General features: G+C 39.1%; 16 protein-coding genes and 1 tRNA gene. 7 read left to right on the plus strand and 10 right to left on the minus strand.

Going from position 1 to position 18,847, the window contains the following annotated elements; genetic code table 11:
* From OK025_RS21995 to OK025_RS22005, 3 genes are all read left to right on the plus strand, one after another.
* Positions 1 to 3,690 (plus strand): hypothetical protein, encoded by a 3,690-nt coding sequence (locus tag OK025_RS21995; RefSeq protein ID WP_317666868.1) that lies wholly within the window; start codon positions 1 to 3, stop codon positions 3,688 to 3,690.
* Between the two features lie 129 nt (positions 3,691 to 3,819).
* Entirely contained in the window at positions 3,820 to 4,098 is a 279-nt protein-coding gene (locus tag OK025_RS22000; RefSeq protein WP_317666869.1) for a hypothetical protein, read from the plus strand.
* Positions 4,099 to 4,374: 276 nt separating this feature from the next.
* On the plus strand, positions 4,375 to 4,899 hold the full coding sequence (locus tag OK025_RS22005) for a hypothetical protein (RefSeq protein ID WP_317666870.1): 525 nt from the start codon (positions 4,375 to 4,377) through the stop codon (positions 4,897 to 4,899).
* 43 nt (positions 4,900 to 4,942) lie between these two features.
* On the opposite strand, the gene OK025_RS22010 is transcribed toward OK025_RS22005, so the two are convergent.
* Both OK025_RS22010 and OK025_RS22015 read right to left on the minus strand, forming a co-directional pair.
* The gene (locus OK025_RS22010; RefSeq protein WP_317666871.1) at positions 4,943 to 6,262 is read right to left on the minus strand and encodes a site-specific integrase; all 1,320 of its coding nucleotides are present in this window, start codon (positions 6,260 to 6,262) and stop codon (positions 4,943 to 4,945) included.
* Between the two features lie 53 nt (positions 6,263 to 6,315).
* Positions 6,316 to 6,395: transfer RNA gene (locus tag OK025_RS22015), tRNA-Leu, on the minus strand.
* A 181-nt stretch (positions 6,396 to 6,576) separates the two neighbouring features.
* Between OK025_RS22015 and OK025_RS22020 the strand changes: the two genes are divergently transcribed.
* Positions 6,577 to 7,530, plus strand: a complete 954-nt coding sequence (locus OK025_RS22020; protein WP_317666872.1) for an aldo/keto reductase — start codon at positions 6,577 to 6,579, stop codon at positions 7,528 to 7,530.
* A 264-nt stretch (positions 7,531 to 7,794) separates the two neighbouring features.
* Here OK025_RS22020 and coaD read toward each other — a convergent pair whose 3' ends face one another.
* The 3 genes from coaD to OK025_RS22035 are packed head-to-tail and all read right to left on the minus strand — an operon-like array spanning position 7,795 to position 9,600.
* The gene (coaD, locus tag OK025_RS22025; RefSeq protein ID WP_317666873.1) at positions 7,795 to 8,271 is read right to left on the minus strand and encodes a pantetheine-phosphate adenylyltransferase; all 477 of its coding nucleotides are present in this window, start codon (positions 8,269 to 8,271) and stop codon (positions 7,795 to 7,797) included.
* 1 nt (position 8,272) lies between these two features.
* Complete coding sequence (locus OK025_RS22030; protein ID WP_317666874.1) at positions 8,273 to 8,812, minus strand: RsmD family RNA methyltransferase; 540 nt, start codon at positions 8,810 to 8,812, stop codon at positions 8,273 to 8,275.
* Positions 8,803 to 9,600: a DUF3822 family protein gene (locus tag OK025_RS22035; protein ID WP_317666875.1), complete on the minus strand. Its 798-nt coding sequence runs from the start codon at positions 9,598 to 9,600 to the stop codon at positions 8,803 to 8,805. Before OK025_RS22035 ends, OK025_RS22030 begins: the two co-directional genes overlap by 10 nt.
* Positions 9,601 to 9,684: 84 nt before the next feature.
* Between OK025_RS22035 and OK025_RS22040 the strand changes: the two genes are divergently transcribed.
* From OK025_RS22040 to OK025_RS22050, 3 genes are all read left to right on the plus strand, one after another.
* Positions 9,685 to 11,109, plus strand: a complete 1,425-nt coding sequence (locus tag OK025_RS22040) for an ATP-dependent RecD-like DNA helicase (RefSeq protein WP_317666876.1) — start codon at positions 9,685 to 9,687, stop codon at positions 11,107 to 11,109.
* Between the two features lie 92 nt (positions 11,110 to 11,201).
* On the plus strand, positions 11,202 to 13,691 hold the full coding sequence (locus OK025_RS22045; RefSeq protein WP_317666877.1) for a S9 family peptidase: 2,490 nt from the start codon (positions 11,202 to 11,204) through the stop codon (positions 13,689 to 13,691).
* Positions 13,692 to 13,698: 7 nt separating this feature from the next.
* Complete coding sequence (locus tag OK025_RS22050) at positions 13,699 to 14,250, plus strand: hypothetical protein (protein ID WP_317666878.1); 552 nt, start codon at positions 13,699 to 13,701, stop codon at positions 14,248 to 14,250.
* Here OK025_RS22050 and ruvB read toward each other — a convergent pair.
* From ruvB to pdxH, 5 genes are all read right to left on the minus strand, one after another.
* Positions 14,247 to 15,269, minus strand: coding sequence for a Holliday junction branch migration DNA helicase RuvB (gene ruvB, locus OK025_RS22055; protein ID WP_317666879.1), 1,023 nt, complete (start codon positions 15,267 to 15,269; stop codon positions 14,247 to 14,249). The genes OK025_RS22050 and ruvB overlap by 4 nt on opposite strands.
* A gap of 11 nt (positions 15,270 to 15,280) precedes the next feature.
* Entirely contained in the window at positions 15,281 to 16,018 is a 738-nt protein-coding gene (locus tag OK025_RS22060) for a polyprenol monophosphomannose synthase (protein WP_317669781.1), read from the minus strand.
* A gap of 347 nt (positions 16,019 to 16,365) precedes the next feature.
* Complete coding sequence (locus tag OK025_RS22065; protein ID WP_411567678.1) at positions 16,366 to 17,562, minus strand: NADH-quinone oxidoreductase subunit D; 1,197 nt, start codon at positions 17,560 to 17,562, stop codon at positions 16,366 to 16,368.
* 5 nt (positions 17,563 to 17,567) lie between these two features.
* Complete coding sequence (locus OK025_RS22070) at positions 17,568 to 18,056, minus strand: NADH-quinone oxidoreductase subunit C (RefSeq protein ID WP_317666880.1); 489 nt, start codon at positions 18,054 to 18,056, stop codon at positions 17,568 to 17,570.
* Position 18,057: 1 nt separating this feature from the next.
* Positions 18,058 to 18,711, minus strand: a complete 654-nt coding sequence (gene pdxH / locus OK025_RS22075; RefSeq protein ID WP_317666881.1) for a pyridoxamine 5'-phosphate oxidase — start codon at positions 18,709 to 18,711, stop codon at positions 18,058 to 18,060.
* Between the last annotated feature and the right edge of the window lie 136 nt (positions 18,712 to 18,847).

Below are 18,847 nucleotides of genomic sequence, written 5' to 3' on the forward strand. Positions count from 1 at the left end.
ATGAGTACAATAGAATCTAATTTTAACGGATATCCCGCAGTCACGGACTGGGATAAAGCTATTTTCTTACTGCAACAAGCAAATTCAAAGGGATTCAACGGCGCGACTAAAAAAGAGATCTTCCAAGAACTGTTTGGAGATGTCGTTATTCAGGGAGCTGGCTACGAAGATTTGCCTGTCGCCGACTCTTCGAATCCTGTGCCCCTTCCCATTCCCGAAGCTGACCAAAGATTTGGCTTTCTTGCTAATGGAAAATACAGCCAGCCTAATGGGCCGACTTTAGAATATTCGGCCACCCAATGGGGACTTACTCTATTTGATGGAGAAAAGTGGGTAAAGAAGTTTACCCTTGACTTACCAAAATCCGATAATAAGGATGTAGCTGGTAATATATTTTCAAACAAAAATATGTACTTAAATAAAACTACAGGAGAAGTATTGCCCCAAAATACCCTAGGGATTGGAGTTAGCCCACTTCTTAAATTAGCTAAAGAAAAAGACCTAGTTATTTTAGGCTATTCAAATGCTGTATCCATCGCCTTAGTAGCATTTTACGACGTAAACGGAGTATTTATTTCATCTATCAGTGGAGCAAATTATCTTGACTTTGTTACCACTGTTAAAAAAGAAAATTTTCCGGCAAATGCTATATATTATAGAGGTTGTGGCCGAATAAATACAGTCAATAGTTATATCATACAAGATGATATTGCCCAGGCCCGATTATCGATTCTTGCAAATTATGAAAATCTGAATAGAGCTGTTCAAAATGAAGGAGATATCATTACCTATGGTGATGTTATTACTGGAAATTATGTAGGTATTAATGGGGCTGTTACAGCTAGCAGTATTTACCAAATTTCAGGCCTCCGCCCCTGCCCCAAAGGAAATGTAGTATACCTTGGAAAAATAGGGTCTAGCGCCGGTATTTGTTATTACAACAAGGTAGGCGAGGTCATTGGAGGTTATAGATCGCCTGATGGCACCGAAATTTCAAACTTTGATTTGACGATTCCAACAGATGCTGAATTTTGGAATTGCAGCTCTCGTGTCGGTACGCCTATTTCATACGTTGCAAAAACAAAAAACAATGCTATTGCTACACGCCAAGAAGCCTATAAGAATGTTGCCGATTTGGAATCCGGAATTTTCTCAATAGTTGGTTACATTAATAAGGTTAACGGTGACAAAGTAAGGTCAACTGGATACCGATGTACGCCTCCTATCTATATCACTGGTAAAAAGGATATTGAAGTGTTCGGTTTTGATGGAGCTACAACAAACGCTGTATCTCTTGTTTATTTCTATGACCTACAGATGAATCCAATTTCTGTATATACAACCAACGCCTATGGTCTACAACGAGCTACGATAAAGGCCGCAGAAATCCCTACAGGTGCACGATATATTAGGGTTAGTGCATCAATCTTGGATATTAATAAAGTATACGTATACGGGGCAGGTATTTCGGGAGCTTATGCGCAGGTAGGCGAATTACAGGAAGTGATAGTACAGCAAAAAAACACGTTAAAGAATAATATAGCAACACAGAAAGCGAGCTTTTCAGATATTGAGATTACGGGCACTTATGGCACCTCAGGAGCTTCATATAAAATTCCTAATAAAAGCAAAAACGGTATATTGCGGTTGGCTTTTGAGTTCAAAATAAATGAAGATGTAAATCGAGTATCAGCTCAAAAATCATTGCTTAAATTTGAAAAACCGTATAATGTACCTACATCGGCACTAACAGTTCAAACAGTTGGACAGCCAATTTCAGGAACCGTATATCAAGAGGTGGCATACGGCACATCAGGGGCAGTTAGAACGGCTTTGGCTAATGGTACCGTGGTCATGTTATCGCCTACTGCTGCAACTGGTAATACTTTATCTGGTATTTCGTATTACACAAAAGATACAGTTAACACGACAGTAATCAATTCCATTATTGACTTTTTCTTGCAAGAAAATCCTACTAGCATCTTCACTGGTGTCGAAGCTAAGAATAAAGGCACTACTATTGTCACTAACAGTCCTCTTCCTTACTTTAACAGCGGATTCGGTATTAAAAGTAATGTTAGCATTGGAGGTAATAGGCTGAATGCAATGTTTAATGCGAGAAGATTTGAATATGATGGTGTCAATGGCAGTTCATGTTATAAGCCTTTAGCTGGAGATGATCTATTTTCAATTCGAATTTCAGCAGTTGATGGTAGCGGTAATGAAATAAAGGATACACGAAGTGCATCTGCTCAAACAATTTTAGCAAAATGGGAAAACGCTTTTATTGAAATAACTGATACGGAAGTCAAAATAGTTAATAGTTTATTGTCAATAAATTATGTTTTCACTATTGCAAACTACGCTACATATTGGGATTTGTTCACAGCAATTAAGGGGTTGGATGGAACTATTTCAAATGGTGCAAAAATCAATATAACAGATATTAATTCGATAGCATGGGAGAAATACGATGTAACCCAATTATTGAGATTTAAGGCTTATCTAGCATCTAAATATCCAGCCACAGAGCAAGTAACAACACAATATTTTATTGATTCATTTCCTTGTTATGTGTCGTATGGTATAAATGAAGAATGGCATTCATTTGAATTTGTTACGACACCTGATCCAAGGAATGCTGGAACTGTGGCTATTGATGGGCAGTATTTACAGCCTGGTCAGGACATTTACGATTTTAATCTTGGATCTATTAAGGATTTTGTAACAGGTGGTATGATAACTATAGGTGGTGAATTGCCTATCACTGTAAAGAATCTTGTCTGCGAATTCAACGAGACAACGGACGCTGAATTAAAGTTAGATGTACCTTACAACAACTTTATTATTTCGTCGCTACATCCTTATTTATATCACATCTATACCCACGATTTGTTTAAAATTAATCCGGTGTTAGAAGCAAATCTTGTCAGAGATTTTGCTGTTAACGGTGGATCTATCCCTAACAAATATATGGGCGCAACTGGATACCGTGGCGATGACAATATCAATCAAGGTCGCCAGCAACTTGCGAATCCGAGTTATTACACAGGCTCAATACTGCAGTACGCTAAAGAAAAAGGATACACCTACATCGGCTCAAAGGACTACGAACGGTTTGTTACTACAGGGGTATACCCAAACAAGAGAATGTTTATGATAGGGTTTGACGATCATCATACTTACATATATGCAGATAGGGAACTAAAAGAGATGTTCAATAAGAATGGTGCCCGTGCTTATCACGCTCTTGAACTCGGGTATTATGTGACTAAGGATACTCCAACGACAAGCTACAATGCAAATGACTGGATTGTCAACGGTTGTAAAGACACGAACGAACATCGGGAAATGCTTAAAAGACGCATTGCCACAATGCAAGCTGACGGTTGGGATGTACAGATACATGGCAATCAGGAAGGTTTTGTTTTTCAAGGGAAAACGTACAATGAGATTATTGCAGCTGTGCAGGAGTCTCTTAATATCTGTGAGTATTTGGGTATTCAAAGCCATTCTTGGTGTTATGCCGGTAATTATTATACTCCAAATTCAATAAAATTATTGGAGTACAACGGGATTTCGTTCGCTACTTCAACAGTTCACCAGGTTACAGGCAGATGTCACCATCCAAATTACTTGCCGCGTGGTGGATATGGGAATGAGTCCACTAAAAAAAGATTGATATTCTAAATAAATTATCAAATTCGTAATTTTTTAAATAGCAGCTTTTTAACTTTGTAGATTTCAATTTCGACATCTACCGCGTTTACCAAGTGTAATCCTAAGTTATGAAAAGCATATATTATAATATTTGGTGAAATGCAAAGAAAAATTGAATCGAAAATCGAAAAAGAAGTGAGCACAGCCATTTTTAAAGGCTTCAAGTTCAAATTTATTACTAACAAATTTCAGGGAAAGGTATCGTCAATCCAAGTTGATGGTTTTAATTCCAAATCAATAGGCGCTGTTATTGGCGTTTATGATGAAAGCGGCGAGCTATCGATAAAATTTAAAGGAATGTCACCTGACCATGAAATAAGTCAGAAAATATTTGAAGAAATGGAGTCGATAAGATTGGATAATCAAAGAGCAGGTTAATATAAAAACGCCCCCCGGCTTTAAAAAGTTTCTCACGCTATTTAAAATCACAGCCACGAAGGCACCGGAGGACGCAAAGTCTTCTGGCCATCGTGGCTTTATTTTTTTTATAGTAATAATAAATAACGTGAGAAGTCGCAAATATAAAATTAAATGAATAAATATCACAAAATACTTCAAAAGATGCTTTCCAAAGAGGGAACACATATTAGTAAAAAGGATTATTTTTTATAACTTGGAATCAAGTTATAGTTTTACACACATTTAAAAAATTTTATGAAGTATGCAATTGTGTTCGGTTCCAATGTTTTTATTGGAACAAATGGAGTATTGAAAGTAAATTCTGGGGATAAAACAGAGGAATTTTTCAGAATAAGAGAAATCTACAATGAAAGATCAGAAGGATCTTTTTTGGCAGTAGATTGTGATATTAAAGATATCGACGGGAAAAGAGAAGTAAAGCTTTTTAAGAACAGACCTGTCGCTACAGATGAAAATATCAACGTTTCGACAAATAAGAATGTCACAGAGGTAATGAGATCTAATGGAACTACAATAATCAAAATAGAGCAATTATCGATTGATGATCCTACTTTACACGAAAATATAAATTTAGAGAGCCTTTTCAGAGAACAGGAAATCCTGTTGGTTCTACGCATAACAGGTAACTTCTATGCAGGTTCTTTCTTAGTCGAATCTGATTACAGCAAACTAAAAATAGGATCTTCTTCATTATCAGGAAATATACTAATTGGAGGTGGAGATTTATATTTGACCTCAAATGAATTAAGTTTTGGCTAATCCGAAATGTCAGTAGCAATAAATGTAGGGGCTTATCGCCCCTTTACATTACAAATTTAAATCCCTCCTGAATTTTTAAAGTCTGCTCAAGCTCATATTCTTCATCAATATGCGCATATCTCTCGGTAGTAGCTATTTTAGAATGCCCCATGATGTTTTTGAGGGCATAGATATCCCCCACTGTTGTCATAAATAAATAACCAAAAGTATGTCGGCCGACGTGGCTATGTATCTTCTTTTTTATCTCAGCCATCTTGGCAAGATCCTTCAATGTGCGATTGTATTCCTGCGTTGTTGGCAAAGTAAAGAATTGGTTCAATGCTTCGTTGATAAACTGCTTGGCTATTGGCACAATTGGGATCTTTATGGTTTTAGGAGCCTTATTGATGTTCTTCTGCATGGTAAACATGGCAATATTATCAGACAGCATCCAGTTCTTGTTAGCCTTGTACACATCCGATATCCGCAAGCTAGTAAAGCATTGGAAAAGGAAAGCTTTAAGAACAACCGTTTCCGTCTCGGAAAGTACCTGTCGGCTAAATAGACTTATCAATCTTTTTATCTCATCCCTATTTAAATAAGTTGTCGGACTCTTAACTGGTTTGTTTGGATATTCGATTGCTTTTTCATCAACGAATATCGTCGCCTCTTCATTCGCTACTCTTAACAACGCTTTCAGGTCCTTTATACGTCCCCAAATCGTATTGTGAGCATTGCCCTTCGCCTTAAGGAATGCTTTATAGTTGTCCATCCATTTAACGTTGATCTGTGGGAACTGCACGAACTCGTCGAATTCTTTCACCGTTGCGACTGTACCCTTCTGATTGATGTATGTACGTTCAGAAATCAGCTTCTTTGTAAATAGTTCTTTTAATCGGGTTCTCATGTAGCCGACCAAAGTTCTAAAAGAATCAAATAGTTTTAATTCACGCACAAGACTGTCTTCATCCAATATCCGATTGGTTAAACGATATACTTTTGCTATCTCGTTTACTTTGCTGATTTCCGAAGTGATGATCATATTATAGTCCATGACATCCGGATCGGATTTCAATCGCGGCAAAAGCATTTTATTTTGCTTATCGACCTTTTCAAAATGCCAGCGCAAATTTAACGGTAGTCGGGGGCGGTGCCTAAATCCACGTCCCGAAATATAGACTTCGAGGTACAAAGAAACTTCCTTTGTAACCGGGTTTATTTTATCCTTTCGATAAAACAAACTGATTGAAAATTTGAACAAGTTTTCAGAGGTTTTGAAATCAACACTCATAGCACGATTTTTCAAGGTGTACACAGGGTGTACACGTAAATCGGCTACATGATCTAAAACCCCCACTAGAAAAGATGGGCCGTACGTCTTCAAACGCACTTATTTTAAGTAAAAAGGAGAAAACCAATTCGGCTTTCTCCTTTTTGTACCCGGAGCCGGAGTCGAACCGGCACGGTTTCCCACTGGTGTTTGAGACCAGCGCGTCTACCAATTCCGCCATCCGGGCATATCCGTTTGGGATGATGCAAAAGTAAACAAAGTTTTTATTATTGCAAATTGTCACAACACCTATTATTCAAACTCACTGAAAATGAATGAGAAAATTTTTATAAAAATTTCCATAGGCCAACCAATTCTTCAAAAACGTACTTTTTTAAGTAATTTTAAGTAGAAATAATAAAGTGATTATGGAAAAGGTAAAACTCGGCAATAGCGAAATCCAGTTCAAACCTATTGTATTTGGCGGAAATGTGTTTGGCTGGACAATCGATGAGAAACAGTCCTTCACCTTATTGGATGCTTTTGTAGATATGGGATTCAGTCTGATCGATACGTCCAATAACTATTCCCATTGGGTGCCGGGCCACAGTGGTTCAGAATCCGAAATGATCATCGGCAATTGGATATGCAAGAGAGATGTCCGTGATAAAATCCAAATTGCAACGAAAGTTGGCGGTCGCCGAATTGACAATAGCAAACCCAATTTAAAGAAAAAGTATATCATTAAGTCAGTTGAAGATTCGCTAAAAAGATTGCAAGTCGACACGATCGATCTATACCAATCCCATCATGATGACCTTACTACAGATATAGACGAAACGTTGGAAGCCTACCAGCACTTAATTCAAACAGGGAAAATAAAATGGATAGGCGCCTCAAATTTAAGCCCTGAGCGTATCAGAGAATCGCTAAATATCGCCGAAAAACATAGCTTACCAGCCTACATTGCTGTACAACCCGAATACAACCTCTATGACAGGGCTAAATACGAAAGACAATATGAACAACTTGCACTTGATAATCATTTAGGTGTGATAAGCTATTATTCACTTGCCAGCGGTTTCCTTTCTGGCAAATACCGTTCCATTGAGGATATTAAGGAAGCGAAACGAAAGGAGGCTTTAAAACACCGGTTCAATGATCGTGGCCTACATATTTTAGATACATTGGCTGAAATAGCCCACAGCCAGCAGAAGACAATGTCTGCCGTTGCCTTAGCCTGGATTTTACATAGACCTTCTATTACTGCACCGATTGTGAGCGCCACAAACGTCCAGCAGCTGGAAGAACTTGCCAAGGCTGTGGAAATTAAACTAACTCCGGAAGAGTGTTTTCTATTGGATAAAGCGAGCTCATACTAAATACAAGAAACAAAAAAATATCGCCAACAAGATGAAAATAAGGAAATTACCCATATTTATACCCCAAAACAAAATAATATTTGGCTTAAAATTATAAGTCATGCTTAATTAGGGTATAAATAATTAAACAAATAATCCACATAAGACCGATAAAAACCTGTATTACAGCATTGAAAAAAAGGGCGCAAAATATTATTTTGCGCCCTACCCAAATTTTAATCGTTGTCAACAACGATTAAAATTCTATAGAACTTAGGTCGTTATTTACTTTATTTTTTTATCCAACAGCAATAAGACAGCTTCAGGCACCATGGCAGCTACATCCCCACCGTTAAACCAAACATCTCGTACGATAGAAGATGAGATATGAGCTTTTCCAGATCTGCTCATCAAAAAATAGCTTTCTACCTCACTATTAAGCAATAGATTATTTTGAGCAATCGCATTTTCAAATTCAAAATCATTAGTATTTCTAAGCCCTCGTAAAATAAAACGTGCACCTATTTTTTGACAGAAATCTACCGTAAGCCCCTCATACTTCACTACCTCTATTTCCTTTACCCCCTGAAAGACCTCAGTAATGGTACTTACACGTTCGTCGTGATCGAGCATTCCTTTTTTATTGGCATTATACCCAACTGCAATAATAACTTTATCAAACAGTGGTATTGCTCTTTCAACCAGGTCTTGATGAGCTAAAGTAAAAGGGTCAAAAGAACCCGGAAAAACAGCAATTTTCATATTAGATCGTATTTGCGTAGAAAGAAAAAGAAGAATAACCGTATTTTCTGGTCTCTATAAAATTTGGATGCTCCTCCATCTGTCTTGTCGATGGATGCTCCACAACAAGGAGTCCCTTATCTGCCACCAAACCCTGTTCGAAAATTAGTTTGGGCAATTGTGGCAATTTAGGGATATCATAAGGAGGATCAGCAAAAATAAAATCGTAGCGGTCTTTGCAACTGCCAATGAACCTAAACACATCTGCTTTCCTCGCTTTGATCTGTTCCAATTTCATCTTGACTGCAGTATCATTGATATACTGTACGCACTTAAAATGGAGGTCAACAGCATCTACATGTTTCACATCCCGAGACGCTAGTTCAAAGCTGATATTTCCAGTGCCGGCAAAAAGATCAAGACAATAAAGCACATCAAAATCCAGCCGATTCTGTAAAATATTAAACAAAGCTTCCTTTGCAATATCCGTGGTTGGCCGCACAGGTAAATTGGTCGGTGGGTTGAGCCTTAAACCACCTAAACGTCCACCTATTATTCGCATAATATTGAATCAAATAGTACATTGTATGGTGCCAGATTCGATTCTATCTCCCGATCAGCCAATACTACTTTTGTCTTCAGGTCCAATACCTCTATATCTCCAGCATAAGCTGAGATACGGCTATAATAAGATGTATTAGGGATTTCTCCAGAAAGAAGAGCCTTGTGGATAGTATCTCCCAAATTGAACTGGGCCAGCATATTCAAAAGGTAATAGCTGATATCATCAAGATTGTGGATTTCAAAACTATTGTAAATCTGAAAAACTCCATTTTTAAACAAGTAAAAATCCACCGTATTCTCCGAGCCAAAATGAAGTCCTAAAACATTTCCGCGAATGGACACCCGCTCCTGCGCACGGTCTAGAACCACCGCAAATTCAGGAAGTATGACAGCATCTGGAAACAATCTTTTCCATCTATTCAAAAGCAATCCATCAAACTGATATATAGCCACTAAGTTAAGATTATCTAAAATATATACAAAGGTATTTTCGACATCTGATGTACCTAAAAACTGTACATATTGTTCGATCTCGTCACGCTGAAAAAACTCCTTCGGAACAAACGTAAAGGTTTGATGTGGAATTACCACCCGGACAAATCGAAAAGGAAGGCTCATGATTCGTGTGGCATCCAAAATAGGCTCCTCCGAAGGATATTCGATTAAAATCGGAGCGACCGACTTCTTATCGACCACAGCCAATACATCTTTCTGAAAGCCAGCTTTGACCAAAAGATTGTACTCCGGTAAATAATGAATATTAAATTGATTCGATATATAATTCATTCGCTGAATTGTAAAATTTAAACTTCTTAGAGCAAAAATAGCTTTTTCTAGAGGATAAGACAAACCTTTTAAATAACTTTGAGGGTGTTCATCAAAAATCTGTTAATACAGCAATTTCCATGGAAGGCCACCACAGAGCAGTTGCAAGCCTTCGAATTATTGGAAGAGTTTTTACTCGCTTTCGACAAGCAATCTTGCTTCGTGCTCAGGGGATACGCAGGTACCGGTAAAACAACCTTGATATCGACGCTGGTCAAAGTGCTCCCTTCCCTACGGAAACGAGCGGTTCTACTGGCCCCTACAGGCAGGGCCGCAAAAGTGATAACGTATTATTCCGGACGTAAAGCGCTTACAATTCATAAGAAGATCTATCGAAAAAAATCGGCAGTTTCTTTCCAGCTTGATTTTACGCTTGCTGAAAATCTTCATGAAGACACCTTGTTTATTGTCGATGAAGCTTCCATGATATCCAATGCATCGGTGAATGCTCTTTCCGGTAGCTTATTGGACGACCTGATCCGTTATGTCCAATCTGGAAAGAACTGTACCCTGCTATTTGTCGGTGACACTGCCCAGTTACCGCCAGTAGGGCTTCTCGACAGTCCAGCATTAAACCCAAGCTATCTAGAGACCGAATATCATCTTTGCGTATACCCTTTTGAGCTCACCTCTGTTGTACGCCAGTCCCAAGATTCGGGTATCTTATACAATGCCACAAAGATACGGGAAGAAATCACGTCCGCTGGGGAAGATCAAGACAATTTTCCTTTCCCTAAATTCATAACAAAAGGATTTAAAAACCTTTACCGGATGACAGGTGAACGGTTAATTGAAGGGATAAACTATGCATACGACAAATATGGACTCGAAAATACGATGATTATATGCCGCTCAAATCGCTCTGCAAACCTGTATAATCAAAATATAAGGAATCGTATTTTATTTCGGGACGAGGAGCTAACTGGCGGAGATTATATCATGGTGGTAAAGAACAACTATTTTTGGCTCCAGGAAAACAATATGGGGGATGGCTTCATTGCTAATGGCGATATGGCCAAAGTCCGTAAGGTAAGCAACATCCATGACCAACACGGCTATCGATTTGCAGATGTCACTCTCGAATTTGTTGATATTGACGAAATAGAACCCATCACCTGTCGTGTCATCCTGGATAGTCTATATACCGACAGCCCCAATTTACCCTACGAAACACAAAAGGCACTTTATGAAGAAATTGCATTGGATTATGCAGATATTCTTGATAAAAAAGATCGTTTGGAAGCTATTAAGAAAGATCCCTATTATAATGCGCTGCAAATTAAATTTGCTTTTGCAATTACCTGCCATAAGGCACAGGGCGGTCAATGGCCAATCGTATTTGTAGATCAAGGGTACATAAACGACGATATGCTCGATCTAGAATTTCTAAGATGGCTGTATACAGGCGTCACCCGTGCCACAAAAGAACTTTTTTTAGTAAATTTTAATGAAAATTTCTATCCATCATAGGATTATTACACGAATCATTCACAAGACATCCTAATTATCGATATTTTTACATCCAAAACCATTATTATACAAAAATAATCTTTATTTATTTAATGCGTAAGTACTACTTTATCTTTGCAGCCAGCTTATTACCCATTATAGGCTCCGCACAACAGGCTAAAGAAACACCTGTAAGGCCAAATTATCAATTGGCTTCCAAATTCTCCCCGGAAAAATTGAAGAAAATGATTTTTTCAACCAGCATCAAACCAAACTGGATCAATTTTTCAGATCGTTTTTGGTATGACTATGCGAGCCCCCAAGGAAGAAATTGGTATATCGTCACCCCATCGTTAAAGAAAAAGGAGCTTCTTTTCAACAATGATGATGTTGCCGCCCAGATTACAAAAATCGTCAAAAACCCTGTCGATGCACAACATTTGGAACTCCAGGGACTTCGGTTCACCAAGGATGAGAAAAAAGTAAGGTTCCAGGTACAAAGCACCCGAGACACCGTCAAGTCCAAGGATGAGATACAGAAGCTTAAGAATAAATCAGATACAACTAAAAAGAAGCTATTCTATCTCGAATACGATCTCGCAACAAAATCAGTCCTTGAAATCAGTGATTCTACAAAAGTAAAAGCCCCACTAAGCTGGGCCAGCTTCTCACCGGACACTAGTACCGTCTATTTTGCAAAAAATTACAATTTGTATTGGATGGACAGGGCGAATTATCTAAAAGCTGTAAAAAATGAGAAGGACAGCACAATCGTCGAACATGAGATTACCAAAGACGGCGTACAATATTATGCTTGGGGTGGAGACGAATACAGTACAACAACCGGCGGTGACGAAAAAGATAAAGAAAATGAAACCAAGCGTAAACGCATATGGGTAAGCTGGTCTCCAGATGGACGTTACTTTACACTAACAAGAAAAGACAATAGATCTCTAAAACCTTTATGGGTTATCAATAACGTTGGCTCATCACGTCCAACACTTGAAACCTATAAATATCAGATGCCGGGTGAGGTTGATTCAACAGAGACTGAATTGTATATCTTTGATGCAACTGCAAAAACACCGCGCCGAATTGATGTCGCCGCATTTAAAAACCAGAGCTTGTCAACTTGGACCAAAACTCCGGACAAAAATTCCTATAAAGGAGATTACTTTATCAATTATTGGCTAGGGAACAACGAAGAGTTCTATATTTCACGCTCCAGCCGCGACCTGAAACGGATAGACCTCTTAAAAATCAATGTAAAAGGCACAGTTAACAGCATCATTCAAGAACGCTCCAATGTGTATCTGGATGCACAAAAACCTTTGTTGATTGAAAACAAGAAACAGCTGGTCCACTGGTCCGAGAGAGATGGCTGGGGACACTATTACCTATACGACACAAATGGCAAGCTGATCAATCAGATTACAAAAGGAAGTTTTCACGGCGAGGAAATCAACGGCTTCGATACAGCAACTGGTACGCTATTTTTTACAGCCTCAGGCCGGGAGAAAAATGAAGATCCATACTATTTACATCAGTACAGTGTCAATACAAACGGTACGGGAATCAAACTGTTAAATGCTGGAAACTTCGATCATCAGGTAGAAATGAGCGAATCCTCCAACTATTTTGTAAATAATTCCTCCCGGGTAAATACTACTCCAGAATCTGTATTATACAGCAGCAAAGGACAGAAGGTAATGACATTGGAGAAAGCAGACCTTTCCTTATTGTTCGCTGCGGGATATAAATTCCCAGAACCATTTAAAGTAAAAGCTGGTGATGGCACCACAGATCTTTATGGTGTTATGTACAAACCTTTTGACTTTGACAGTACCAAAACCTATCCTATTGTTGAATATGTGTATCCTGGACCTCAGACCGAAGCTGTTAATAAATCCTTTGGAAGAAGTATGGACAGAATTGATAGACTGGCGCAATTCGGCTTTGTCGTTATTACTGTTGGAAATCGTGGCGGCCATCCATCGCGGTCCCAATGGTATCACACCTTTGGCTACGGCAACCTGCGCGATTATGGATTGGAGGATAAAAAGGTAGCAGCAGAACAACTTGCAGATCGCTATAAATTTATTGACATTAACCGGGTAGGAATCACTGGACACTCCGGCGGCGGTTTTATGTCCACAGCTGCGATGCTGGTTTATCCCGACTTCTTTAAAGTTGCTGTATCTGGTGCTGGAAACCATGAAAATCAAATCTACAACCGCTGGTGGAGTGAGCGTCACCATGGCGTGACGGAAAAAGTTTCTGCAAAAGGCGACACGACATTCTCGTACCAGATCAACAAAAACACAGAACTTGCCAAAAACCTGAAAGGAAGATTATTGATTGCCACCGGTGACATCGACAATAATGTGCATCCAGCGAATTCCATTCGAATGGTAGACGCCTTGATTAAAGCCAACAAAAGATTTGATTTCTTATTATTACCAGGTCAGAGACATGGTTTTGGTGATATGACAGAATATTTCTTCTGGAAAATGGGCGATTATTTTAGTCAATATTTATTGGGCGACTCCAAAATGAATGAAGTTGACATGACCGAAATGAATAGAGAAAAACCGCAAAAATAAGAGCTAAATGACCTATAAAGAAAAATTAGCATTTTTATCCGTTACCTTGAGATCACTCGAGGTAACGGATTTTTCTTTGGAAAATCTTCAAGATATTACCCTTGCAGATCTATTGAATATTTCCTTAGAGAAAGATAAAAAAATTTCCTTTCGTGCGGCATGGGTATTCGAAACGATCGTTTTAAAAGACACGAGTTTACTCAAAAATGTACTCCAACAATTTTTTGACAATATAAAAATTCAAAACAACTGGAGCTGTCTTAGGAGTTACAGCAAAATACTGCTATTTTTAACTTCCCAAAAAAATAAGGAATACAGGATCGAACATCAAACTGAGGAAGATATTATTGAACATGTATTTCAATGGATGATCAATGAGCAATGCCCTGTCGCAGTGCTGGTTAATTGCCTGGATATATTGAATAACCTAAGTAAAAAACACGTCTGGATAAACGAAGAGCTGCAGGCACAAATTACCCATTTTCAACGAACAAAACCTAGCCCAGCATTGATGAGCCGGACCAATAAAATTATCAATCAGCGCGGTTACGGCGCTTAAAACAATGTGTTTCCCTTGGATTGGTTTACCCGTCCCAAGTGCTTGTAAGCAGCTTCTGTACACTCACGTCCTCTCGAGGTACGCATAAGATATCCCTCCTGAATCAGAAATGGCTCATAGACTTCCTCAATAGTACCTTCATCTTCGCCAACAGCCGTTGCCACGGTTTTTAATCCAACCGGCCCACCTTTGAATTTGTCAATAATTGTGGTCAAGATTTTATTATCCATCTCATCCAAACCATTTTCATCTACATTAAGTGCATGCAAAGCATACTTTGCAATCTCCTGATCGATACTTCCATTACCTTTTATCTGTGCAAAATCGCGGGTACGACGTAGCAGAGCATTTGCAATACGGGGAGTTCCCCTGCTTCTTCGCGCTATTTCATAAGCACCTTCATCAGATATGGGGGTATTTAAGATATGGGCGGAACGCAGTACAATCGTCGTTAATAATTTGGCATCATAGTACTGCAAGCGCGAATTAATGCCAAAGCGCGCGCGCAAAGGTGCAGTTAAGAGCCCCGAACGAGTGGTAGCGCCGATCAGTGTGAAGGGATTTAAAGAGATCTGAACAGAGCGTGCATTCGGCCCTGTCTCCAGCATGATGTCAATCTTGAAATCTTCCATCGCTGAATAAAGATACTCTTCCACTAGGGGGCTCAAACGATGAATCTCGTCAATAAACAACACATCGCCTTCTTCCAGATTTGTCAATAAGCCCGCTAAGTCACCTGGTTTATCCAAAACCGGGCCCGAAGTAATTTTTATGCCAACTCCCATTTCATTGGCAATAATATGTGATAAGGTTGTCTTTCCCAGACCAGGAGGGCCGTGGAGTAAAACGTGATCTAAAGCCTCACCTCTTAGCCTCGCCGCTTTGACAAAAATATTTAGGTTCTCCAATATTTTGGATTGTCCTGTAAAGTCTTCAAAAGCCTGAGGTCGCAATGCACGTTCGATATCACGATCTGTATTGCTCAGGCGCTCTGGATTTGGATCTAAATTCTCGTTCATGATCACTACCTTTAATTTCTTTTATAGCTTTTTCCGATACTTCCCAACTTCAGTTGAATAACCCCCAAAAAAGCTTCCTTAAAAATACTTGTACTCATTTTGGAAGTACCTTCTGTCCGATCTGTAAATATAATCGGTACTTCAACTACATTAAAACCATATTTTATGGCTGTAAATTTCATCTCTATCTGGAAAGCATATCCGACAAACTTAATTTTATCCAACGGAATTGTCTTCAATACTTCTCTCGTGAAACAAACAAATCCTGCGGTCGCATCCTGAATATTTATCCCTGTGATAAACCGAACATATACCGAAGCAAAATAGGACATCAAAACCCTGCTCATCGGCCAATTAACCACATTGACACCTTTGATATAACGTGAACCAATACTCATGTCCGCACCGTCCAAACAGGCTTGTCGCAAGCGAAGTAAATCTTCCGGATTGTGGCTAAAGTCTGCATCCATTTCGAAAATATAGTGGTAATGCTCCCGGGCAAGGGCCCATTTAAACCCGTGGATATAAGCCGTACCTAAGCCTAGTTTTCCACTACGCTCTTCAATAAATAAACGACCGGTAAACTCATTGGATTGTAAACTCTTGATAATGGTGGCTGTCCCATCCGGCGAGCCATCGTCGACGATTAAAATATCGAATGCGTGTGATAAGGAAAAAACTTTGCGAATGATTTTTTCTATATTTTCCTTTTCATTATATGTTGGAATGATAACTAAACTATCCGTCACTTTTTTATATTTAAGACCTGTAAAGGTAATCATTTACGTTAAATTCTAATACAGGAAATCCGTGAAATCTACAGGTAAAACAGCAATACTACAGTAAAAAAACAGTAACTCCTTCAAGCTCACATCAACAGACAGACAATTATTTGATTGTACATCAAAAAAGAAAAGCCCGTTACTTTGGGAGTAACGAGCTTTCATTAACCAATTATAAACTTAAATTATGAGACTGCAAATATGGAGAAAATTGCTTGCAATTACAAATTTATCTGCGTTTTTTTGCAACATTTTCAATACAGTATCTATTCTATTTTGCTAAATCGTTTATAAAACACGCAGACTACCGCAATTTAGCGATCAACCTCTCCCAAAACAATATCAATAGACCCAAGGATCGCAATGAGATCGGCAATTAAGACACCTTTGCCGAGTTCAGAAATTACCGAGAGATTGTTAAAACTTGGTCCACGGGACTTCACGCGCAATGGAATATCCGACTTCTCTTTAGTGACAAAGTAAAACCCTAATTCGCCCTTCGGGTTTTCTGCACGTACATAATAATCCTGTGCCTTCAAATTCACTTTCTTCGGAACTAATGCCCGGGGATCAAATTCTGGACTGCGCTGAAAATCTTTCTGCAATCGTTCAAGACATTGTTCTACAATGTGTACGGATTCTTTGACCTCATCTACCCTTACTTTAAACCTGTCCCAGCAATCACCGAGTGCCCCCATCTCTCCTTTTCCAACGGGTATTTCAAAATCGATTTCGGGGTAAACAGAGTAACCATCAATTCGTCGCAAATCCCATTTTATACCCGAAGCGCGCAACATAGGGCCCGATACCCCATAATTGATGGCGACATCTGCAGGCAACACGCCTATATTTGCTGTTCGGGAAATAAATATCTGATTTTGGGTCAGGATCTCATCCAGTTCCACCAATTTGGGCTTAAAATAGCTAATAAACTCCGCACAACGGGCCTCAAACCCAACAGGAAGGTCATAAAACAAACCTCCTACCCAAATGTAATTGTACAACATCCTAGAGCCGGAAGCCCATTCCAGCATATTCATAATGTGTTCACGGTCCCGAAAACACCAAAGAAAAGGTGTTGTCGCACCAATATCAATGCCATATGTCCCAATAGCGATTAGATGTGAGGCAATACGATTGAGTTCACAGACTAAAACACGAATATACTCTACTCTTTTGGGAATTTTACGATCAAGACCGAGCATGCGTTCAACCCCCATAACGAAGGCATGACTGTTGTTCATCGACGCCAAATAGTCCAGCCGATCGGTGAAAGGGATTGTCTTGGCATAATTCAATGATTCAGCATGCTTGTCAAAACAGCGATGGAGATACCCTAAATGAGGAACAACCTCTTTAACGATCTCTCCATCAGTAATTAATTGCAACCGAAGAACACCATGGGTTGAAGGATGTTGAGGCCCCATATTCAACACCATTTCCTGACTCGATATTTCCGTCAGGTGTTTCTCGTAACGCACCAAAGCCTCTTTATATTTTGGATTCGCCATTTCTATCAATTAATCGTAATACCATGATATTTTTCAGCCTCCTGATAATCTTTCCGCAAAGGATAACCGTCCCAATCGTCAGGCAGTAAAATTCGTCTAAGATCGGGATGCCCCTCAAAAAAGATCCCCATCAAATCGAAAGCTTCCCTTTCATGCCAGTCTGCAGTCCGCCACACAGAGGCTACTGAAGGAATCTCAGGCAACTCATCTAAAGCACGGTTACCCGAAAGTTCAACTTTTAGCACAATCGTCTGTTGGTAGGGCAATGAATTTAAATGATATACAATGGTAAAATGCTCCTCATAATCTACTGCTGTAAGGTTACTTAGAAAATCAAAATACAAACCTTCTGTATCCCTTAGGAATAAACAGACTGCTACAATATCCGCTTTATCGATAAAAAGGGCTGGTTGTAAGCCCGTATGATCTTCTTTGCGGATAACTTGGTCTCCAAATATGGAAACAAGGGTGGATTTTATTTCGTCAAATGTCATATTAAGGAGCTATACGCGTGATTTTCCAAGAATCTGACACCTTTTTATAGACCATGCGATCATGCAATCGACTTGCACGTCCTTGCCAAAATTCAAAGTAGATAGGTTTCAAAATATAACCGCCCCAATGGTCCGGCCTAGGGACAAACTCGTCTCCCTCATATTGACGCTCTAATGCTTCAACCCTCCTCTCCAAAAAACTTCGGTTTGGAATTTCATGACTTTGTGGGGATGCCAGTGCACCAATACGGCTCGCTTTGGGACGCGACTGGAAATATTCGTCGGAATCGGCTGCGTTAACAAACTCTACGACACCTTCTATCCGTACCTGCCGCTGTAATTCAGGCCAGAAAAATAATAATGCCGCATGTGGATTTGCTTTCATCTCTTCCCCTTTACGACTAAGGTAGTTTGTAAAAAATACAAGTCCCTCTTCCGCAATATCTTTCAATAAAACAATTCTTGAAGAAGGTAAATGATGAGAAGATACGGTGGAAAGCACCATAGCGTTGGGCTCATTCACTTCGCTGTGGACAGCCGCATCAAACCAATTTTTAAACTGCTCGATTGGATCGTGATCCACATCTGATTCAGATAGACTACCCAATACATAATCCTGTCTGATTGCTGCAATATCTTTATGTTGAATGGACATAGAAACCTACTTTTATATCCTACAAACTTACTAAAATCATTGCTTTTTCTCTATAAAGTTAGTAGAAATTGATAAAATGCCAATTTTGGCACAAATCTCGCATAGATTAAATAAAAAAGATTAAATTCAATAAATA

Source organism: Sphingobacterium sp. UGAL515B_05 (assembly GCF_033097525.1).
GTDB lineage: Bacteria > Bacteroidota > Bacteroidia > Sphingobacteriales > Sphingobacteriaceae > Sphingobacterium.

Bases quoted from the DNA above. Each gene is read 5' to 3' on its own strand.
- OK025_RS22020 (WP_317666872.1), top strand. From the start codon at position 6,577: ATGGAAAAGGTAAAACTCGGCAATAGCGAAATCCAGTTCAAACCTATT.
- OK025_RS22035 (WP_317666875.1), bottom strand. From the start codon at position 9,600: ATGAATTATATATCGAATCAATTTAATATTCATTATTTACCGGAGTAC.
- OK025_RS22070 (WP_317666880.1), bottom strand. From the start codon at position 18,056: ATGACATTTGACGAAATAAAATCCACCCTTGTTTCCATATTTGGAGAC.
- OK025_RS22045 (WP_317666877.1), top strand. From the start codon at position 11,202: ATGCGTAAGTACTACTTTATCTTTGCAGCCAGCTTATTACCCATTATA.
- OK025_RS22005 (WP_317666870.1), top strand. From the start codon at position 4,375: ATGAAGTATGCAATTGTGTTCGGTTCCAATGTTTTTATTGGAACAAAT.
- OK025_RS22050 (WP_317666878.1), top strand. From the start codon at position 13,699: ATGACCTATAAAGAAAAATTAGCATTTTTATCCGTTACCTTGAGATCA.
- OK025_RS22030 (WP_317666874.1), bottom strand. From the start codon at position 8,812: ATGCGAATAATAGGTGGACGTTTAGGTGGTTTAAGGCTCAACCCACCG.
- OK025_RS21995 (WP_317666868.1), top strand. From the start codon at position 1: ATGAGTACAATAGAATCTAATTTTAACGGATATCCCGCAGTCACGGAC.
- ruvB (WP_317666879.1), bottom strand. From the start codon at position 15,269: ATGAACGAGAATTTAGATCCAAATCCAGAGCGCCTGAGCAATACAGAT.
- OK025_RS22065 (WP_411567678.1), bottom strand. From the start codon at position 17,562: ATGGCGAATCCAAAATATAAAGAGGCTTTGGTGCGTTACGAGAAACAC.
- coaD (WP_317666873.1), bottom strand. From the start codon at position 8,271: ATGAAAATTGCTGTTTTTCCGGGTTCTTTTGACCCTTTTACTTTAGCT.
- pdxH (WP_317666881.1), bottom strand. From the start codon at position 18,711: ATGTCCATTCAACATAAAGATATTGCAGCAATCAGACAGGATTATGTA.
- OK025_RS22000 (WP_317666869.1), top strand. From the start codon at position 3,820: ATGCAAAGAAAAATTGAATCGAAAATCGAAAAAGAAGTGAGCACAGCC.